Below are 7,117 nucleotides of genomic sequence, written 5' to 3'. Positions count from 1 at the left end.
CCAAATGGGTCAAATTGAACCCGGCCTTGACAGACCGGTATACCGGGAACTACGAGAAGTTCGAGGAGATGGCGGCCCTGAAGCGGCGCCAGGAAGAGGCGGCCTACGAACGGCAGCAGGCGGAGATCAAAAAGGAACAGGACTTCATCGCCCGGAACAAGGCCCGGGTGGCCACCCGGGGCATGGCCAACAGCCGGCAGAAGAAACTGGACAAAATGGAGCTCCTTACCAAACGGGCGGAAAAGCCCAAGCCTCATTTCCGGTTCCTGGAAGACCGGACCCCGTCCCGGTTCGTGCTTACTGCCAGCAATCTGGTGCTGGGGTATGATGTGCCTCTCACCAAACAGGTGGACCTGAAGCTGGAACGGGGCCAGAAAATCGCCATCCGGGGTACCAACGGCCTGGGAAAATCCACCCTGCTGAAGACCCTGCTGGGGATGATCCCGCCGGTGGCCGGCAGTGTGGAACAGGGAGATTTCGTGTCCGTAGGGTATTTCGAACAGGAAAGTGCCAAAGGGAACCAGAACACTGCCCTGGAGGAACTGTGGCAGGAATACCCGGGGATGACCAATTCGGAAGTCCGGGCTGCCCTGGCCGCCTGCGGCCTCACCAACGACCACATCACCACCAAAATGACGGCTCTTTCCGGGGGTGAAGCGGCCAAGGTGCGGCTGTGCAAGATCATGCAGCGGCCGGCCAACCTGCTGGTGCTGGACGAACCCACCAACCATCTGGATGTGGAAGCCAAGGAAGAGCTCCGGCGGGCTCTCCGGGAATACAAGGGAACTCTGCTGCTGGTGTCCCACGAACCGGAATTCTACGAAGACTGGGTGGACCAAGTGTGGAACATCGAGGGATGGTCCACGAAAATTGTGTAAGGAGTAAAGAAGTCAGAAGTCAGAAGTCAGAAGCCGAATGATAAATTTGCAGGCAAATTTTTTGAATGTGTAAAACCATTGATCGAAAGGGAATCTCATGATGATTTCGGTCCTGGTTCTGCATCATCAAAAGGACCTGGCTGTTGAGACAGGTCCTATCCGGAGGCTTCAGACTTTGGACTCCAGACTTCCGGCTTGGGATTGCTGCCAGGCAGCAATCCCCATTGACGAGGGGAGAAAAAATGGAAGACAGCAAAGCGAAAAACCTGACTTTGGATGAACTGTATCACAAGATGCTGAAACGGGCGGCGGAAGGGAAGAATGTGGAAGACATCGACAACGCCGATCCCAAGATGATCGAATGCCTGGCCCATCCGGAAGAAACCAGCCTGGTGTGGCGGGTGAAGCCCTGCACCTGTTCGGAAGACAAGCAGGCGGACTGTGTGAAGGTCTGCCAGTGGGATGCCATGCATCCCAGTGCTGACGGGGTCCAGATCGATCCGGACAAATGCGTGGGCTGCCAGGCCTGTGTGGATGCCTGCAAACTGGAATCCCTGAAGACCAAGAAGGACATCATCCCCGTGGTGGAAGAACTGAAGAAGGGAGATACCCCCATCTATGCCCTGGTGGCTCCCGCCTTCTCCGGCCAGTTCGGCCCGGAAGTCACCGCCGGCAAACTGCGGACGGCCCTGAAGCTGCTGGGCTTTTCCGGGATGCTGGAAGTGGCGGTGTTCGCCGATATCCTGACTCTGAAGGAAGCCCTGGAGTTCGACAAGAACGTCAATAAAGAAGGGGACTTCCAGCTCACCAGCTGCTGCTGCCCCATGTGGATCGCCATGATCCGCCGGCTGTACCACCAGCTGATGCCCAATGTGCCCGGTTCCGTGTCTCCCATGATCGCCGGGGGCCGGACGGTGAAGGTGCTCCATCCGGAAGCGAAGACCGTGTTCATCGGGCCCTGCATGGCCAAGAAGGCGGAAATCAAGGAACCGGATCTGAAGGGAGCCATCGACTACGTGCTCACCTATGAAGAGCTCCGGGATCTGTTCTCCACCACCCAGCTGGATCTGACTTCCCTGGAAGAAGACAATGTGCCTCACGCCTCCAAGGCCGGGATCCGCTACGCCTACGCCGGCGGGGTGGCGGCAGCTGTGGATGCCACGGTGAAGAAGCTGAACCCTCACCGGAAGATCGAAATGAAGATCCGCCGGGCGGACAGTGTGCCTGAATGCCGGGCCATGATCGACAGCATCCTGAAGGGGAACCACGAGGGGAACTTCTTCGAAGGCATGGGCTGCAAAGGCGGCTGCGTAGGCGGCCCCAAAGCGCTGGTGAACCGGGAGGAAGGCAAGAAAAACGTACAGGCCTACAGTGATGAGGCCCAGTACAAGACTCCTGCGGAAAACCCCTACGTAATCGAGCTGCTGAAAAAGCTGGGCTTTGCCACGGTGGAAGAGTTCCTGGCCAAGAGCGATCTGTACGACCGGAAGTTTGATTGAGAAAAATCGGGAGTGCCTGAGGCACTCCCGATTTTTGTCAACAGCTCTTTTTTTATTCCGTCTTCCCAAAATTCTGCAGCAGCAGATCCAGGAACCCCTGGACGGCCGGGGTGAACAGCTGGCCCCGTTTCCAGATCAGGCTCATGGTATCCAGAAGGGGAGGGCTGCAGGGCCGGAAGCAAAGGGGACTGCCGCTGGTGTTGATGAGCCCGTCCAGCCCCATGGCCAGCCCCAGCCCCCCGGCCACCATTTTGGCCCCGTTGGTCAAGAGGGTGTAGGTGCCTGCAATATGCAGATGGTCCAGGTCCCGGCCCAGCCATTCCTGGGGGATCCCGGTAAGCATGGCCTGCCGGGACAGGATCAGAGGCTGGTCATGGACCTGTTCCGGGGTCAGTTCCGGGTACAGGGCCAGGGGATGGGTACGGGGCAGAAGGAATCCCCAACGGTCCACTGGGGTCAGGGGAACCACCTTGTATTTTCCCGGATCCGAAGGCCCGTAGATCAGACCAAAATCCACCAGGCCCTTTTCCAGCATTTCCCGTACTGCTTCTCTGTCTCCGCTGCGGATATGGAACCGGAGCTGGGGATGGAGCTGGGCAAACTGGCTGGCCACCTGGGATATCTGCCGGATTACGTCGGTTTCTCCGGCACCCATGTAAATGTCCCCGGCAATCTCAGAAGAGGTGTGGATCTCCGAACGGGTCTTCTGGAACAGCTCCAGGATCTCTTCCGCCCGTTTCCGGAACAGCTGGCCTTCCGGGGTCAGGCTCAGATGCCGCTTTCCCCGGATCAGCAGGGGACGGCCCAGTTCCTGTTCCAGATTCTGCATCTGCCGGGATAAAGTGGGCTGGGTAATATGGATGAACTGGGCAGCCCGGGTAATGTTCCCTTCCCGGGCCACCACTAAGAAGTTTTTCAGGGTTTCACTGTCCATCAGGATCCCTCCTTTGTATTTATTATATCATGCAAAAAATGTATTATAAATGATGAAAACTAACTATTTCACATGAATTCTATCTTCTGTTATACTCAGAACCATCAGAAACAAACCACATGATTTGGAAGACAAAAGGAGAAAACCATGTTAGGAAATTTTACATACTGCAATCCCACCAAACTGTTCTTCGGCAAAGGGGCCCTGGAAAACATCCGGACGGAGCTGGACAAATACGGCAGCCGGGTGATGCTGGTATACGGCGGGGGTTCCATCAAACGGAACGGCATCTATGACCAGGTGGTCCGGGTGCTGGCGGAAACAGGCAAGCAGGTGGCGGAGATTTCCGGGGTCATGCCCAACCCGACGGTGGACAAGCTCCGGGAAGGCATCGCCCTGGCCCGGCAGCACAAGGCGGACTTCATCCTGGCCGTGGGAGGCGGTTCCTGCTGCGACTATGCCAAGGCTCTGGCCGTATCCATCCATTGTGAGGAAGATCCCTGGGAAAAATACTTTGTGAAATTCGAAGAACCTTCCTGCCCCATTGTTCCCGTGGGCTGCGTGCTCACCATGGTGGGGACCGGATCCGAAATGAATGCCGGGGCTGTCATCACCAACCCGGAACAGAAACTGAAGATCGGCCATGTGTTTGCCAGTGAAGAAGTGATGCCCCGGTTCTCCGTGCTGGATCCCACCTATACCCTGACCCTGCCCCGGTACCAGATGGTGGCCGGCATCTACGACATTTTCAACCACATCTGCGAACAGTATTTTTCCGGGAACGATGACAATACCAGTGATTACTTGGCGGAAGGCCTGATGCGTTCGGTAATCCATGCCAGCCGGATCGCCAGCCAGGATCCTCAGAACTATGAAGCCCGGAGCAACCTGATGTGGGATGCCACCTGGGCATTGAACACCCTGATCGCCAAAGGCAAGAACACCGACTGGATGGTCCATATGCTGGGCCAGTCCGTAGGCGCTCTGACCAATGCCACCCATGGCATGACCCTGGCTGCCGTATCCCTGCCTTATTACCGGTACATCCTGCCCTATGGGCTGTGCAAATTCAAACGGTTTGCGGTCAATGTGTGGAATGTGGACCCTCAGGGCAAAACGGACCGGGAAGTGGCGGAAGCTGGACTCCAGGCCATGGAAGACTGGATGCACGGCCTGGGTCTTGTGATGAAGACTTCCCAGCTGGGGGCCACCGAAGCCATGATCCCGGATCTGGTCCGGGGCACCCTGATCCTGGAAGGGGGCTACAAAGTCCTGGACCAGGAAGAAATTGCCGCCATCTTCCGGGAAAGCCTGTAAAAAGAGAAAATTACGGACAGGGAAGGAGAAAAAACATGAAAGCAAAAAAAATCAGTGCATGGACCAGCAGTCTGCTGCTGGGACTGACTCTTTTCGGAAGCACCATGGCAGGAGCTTCTGAACGGGTGGCGGATCAGTCCAAAGATCCCTGGTTCGCTCCTCTGCCCAAAGTAATGCCGACTCCCCGGTATGCGGACCACGGGGTGGACAATTTCTACAAGAGCAGCAAGGTGACCAGGAAGCCGGTGACCTTCAAGAACCAGTTCAACATGAAGGTGGCCGGGAACCTGTACATCCCCAAGACTTACCGGAAGGGCCAGAAACTGCCGGCGGTGATCGTGGGCCATCCCATGGGGGCCGTGAAGGAACAGAGCGGTACTCTCTATGCCCAGAAAATTGCGGACCAGGGCTTCGTAACTCTGGCGGTGGATACGCCGTACTGGGGATCCAGTGAAGGGACGCCCCGGAACAGTGTGCTGCCGGACATTTATTCCGAAGCCTACATGGCCGCCGTGGATTATCTGGGGACCCGGGATTTCGTGGACCGGGACAACATCGGGGCTTTGGGGGTATGCGGCAGCGGCAGTTTCATCATCAGCGCCGCCAAGATCGATCCCCGGATCAAGGCCATCGCCACCGTTTCCATGTACAACATGGGGGCGGCCAACCGGGACGGGCTCCATCATTCCCAGACCCTGGAACAGCGGGAAGCCTATATTGCCGATGCGGCCCGGCAGCGGTATGCGGAATTTGAAGGGGCACCCCGGAAGCTGCTGGGGGGAACCACCCATACCCTGAATGAGCAAACCGATCCCATCCAGCAGGAATTCTACGATTTCTACCGGACCACCCGGGGTGCGGCAGCAGGCAAAGGGCAGGATATGAACACCACCACCCATCCCACCTACACCAGCAATGTGAAGTTCATGAACTTCTATCCTTTCCAGGATATCGAGACCATTTCTCCCCGTCCCCTGCTGTTCATCACCGGTGATCAGGCCCACTCCAGAGAATTCAGCGAAGACGCCTACCGCCGGGCCAAGGGACCCAAGGAGCTGTATTATGTGAAAGGGGCCGGCCATGTGGATCTGTACGATAAAACCGAACTGATCCCCTTTGACAAGATCACCTCTTTCTTCAGCCAGTATCTCCATTTGAAAAAATAAATAAAGGAGCTGTGAAAAATCATTTTTTCACAGCTCCTTTTCCTTTTTCTCCTTCCCAAGCCCCGGCACCGTGTCTACATTGGGTCCCTGGACCGTGTGGCCGGCGCCGGCAGGGGCATGGGGTGCGTCCGCCAGGCCTGGCTGGGGATGGGGACCGTGGTAGGACAGGTTGTTTTCCAGGATCCCGTCCGGATTGGTGGCCACATGGGGATGGACATAGGTGGTGCCTCCCCCGGGGGTGGATCGGAAATAGCCGTTTACGTGGTGGACGGGAACCGGGTGATCGCCTGTGGGAGCGTATCCGTCCCCGGTGCCGTGGAACCCATCTGGAGCCATATGGCCTCCATGGCCGGCGTCGGTAAAGGCGGCTCCGTCGAAGGCCCCCAAAATCTTCAGGAACGGCAGCAGGAAGGAAATCACCACCAGGGGCAGGCCGAACAGCACCGTAAGAGCGTTGCGGCTTTCATACCCTTTCCGGTAGGCCATCCAGAGAAACAGATGGACCAGGAGTACCGGCAGCCCGGCGGCCAGGAGAATGGCCAGGTAGGCCAAAAAGTGCCGGAGCTGCCAGGACAGGGCAAACAGGTGGTTCAGGGTCACCAGCTTGTAGCAGGCTTCCACCAGTTTCCCGCCCAGGTGCATGTGATCGGCGAAGAGATGATAGTACACCAGGTACACCAGGAAGCCGCTGGCCAGCAGCTGGGCGTTCTGGATCACGTACCGGATCCGGAGGATGAAGAACACGATGCCGATGATGAGAAAGATAATGGCCGCCGGTGGAAATATCCGGGACAGGAACAGCATGGCTCCCGCAAAGGCCAGCATGGTCCACAGCATGGGGGCGGTTTCCACCAAAAGGAAAAGCCCCCAGCCTGCCATGGCGGCGGTCATATGCCCCCGGCCTGCCCAGCCCAACGTGTAATATCCCAGTCCCCACAGTGCCAGCATACTCCCCCAGTGCCAGGGGCTCCGTATCTGGCTCCGTACCCATTCTGCCCTTGTCATTTCAACAGCTCCCTTTGAAAAAGTCTGTCATACGTTATACGACGCTTAAAAAATAATTTTAGCAAATTGATCGGAAATTTTCAAAGTTCTTTTGCAGGGCTGTGATAAAACCGGATAAAAAGTTCACCCTAGGAGGGGGGCAAGGTATAATTTTCTCTTCTTCATTTTTTATTGACTATACTACAAAGCAGCATTGCCAATTACGGACCCAGCTGCAGTCCCCATGGGACACTTGGACGCAGCCCTGAAATGGTGATGGGAACGGACCCAAAGTCCGCCCTGGGAGGGGCGGGGGACCATCCGCAAGGATGGTGGTGG

At 57.0% G+C, this 7,117-nt stretch carries 6 protein-coding genes; 4 read left to right on the top strand and 2 right to left on the bottom strand.

All coding sequences use genetic code 11. The annotated features are described in order from the left end of the window. On the top strand, positions 1-878 hold an 878-nt coding region (locus QVO43_RS00315), incomplete at its 5' end, for an ATP-binding cassette domain-containing protein (protein ID WP_288174243.1). 242 nt (positions 879-1,120) lie between these two features. Continuing rightward, the gene (locus QVO43_RS00310; protein WP_022486649.1) at positions 1,121-2,377 is read left to right on the top strand and encodes a [Fe-Fe] hydrogenase large subunit C-terminal domain-containing protein; all 1,257 of its coding nucleotides are present in this window, start codon (positions 1,121-1,123) and stop codon (positions 2,375-2,377) included. 52 nt (positions 2,378-2,429) lie between these two features. Here QVO43_RS00310 and QVO43_RS00305 read toward each other — a convergent pair whose 3' ends face one another. After that, positions 2,430-3,311 carry a LysR family transcriptional regulator gene (locus QVO43_RS00305; RefSeq protein ID WP_022486648.1) on the bottom strand — a complete coding sequence of 294 codons (882 nt, stop codon included), beginning with the start codon at positions 3,309-3,311 and terminating at the stop codon, positions 2,430-2,432. Positions 3,312-3,458: 147 nt separating this feature from the next. Between QVO43_RS00305 and QVO43_RS00300 the strand changes: the two genes are divergently transcribed. Next, positions 3,459-4,628, top strand: a complete 1,170-nt coding sequence (locus QVO43_RS00300) for an iron-containing alcohol dehydrogenase (protein ID WP_022486647.1) — start codon at positions 3,459-3,461, stop codon at positions 4,626-4,628. Between the two features lie 173 nt (positions 4,629-4,801). Then, positions 4,802-5,794: an alpha/beta hydrolase gene (locus QVO43_RS00295; RefSeq protein WP_369678663.1), complete on the top strand. Its 993-nt coding sequence runs from the start codon at positions 4,802-4,804 to the stop codon at positions 5,792-5,794. 27 nt (positions 5,795-5,821) lie between these two features. Here QVO43_RS00295 and QVO43_RS00290 read toward each other — a convergent pair whose 3' ends face one another. Next, positions 5,822-6,799: a hypothetical protein gene (locus QVO43_RS00290; RefSeq protein ID WP_022486645.1), complete on the bottom strand. Its 978-nt coding sequence runs from the start codon at positions 6,797-6,799 to the stop codon at positions 5,822-5,824. Positions 6,800-7,117 lie beyond the last annotated feature (318 nt).

Source organism: Acidaminococcus sp. CAG:542 (assembly GCF_000437815.1).
Classification (GTDB): Bacteria; Bacillota; Negativicutes; order Acidaminococcales; family Acidaminococcaceae; genus Acidaminococcus.
The sequence above is the reverse complement of the archived record's forward strand: the minus strand, read 5'-3'. Positions and strand labels throughout refer to the sequence as shown.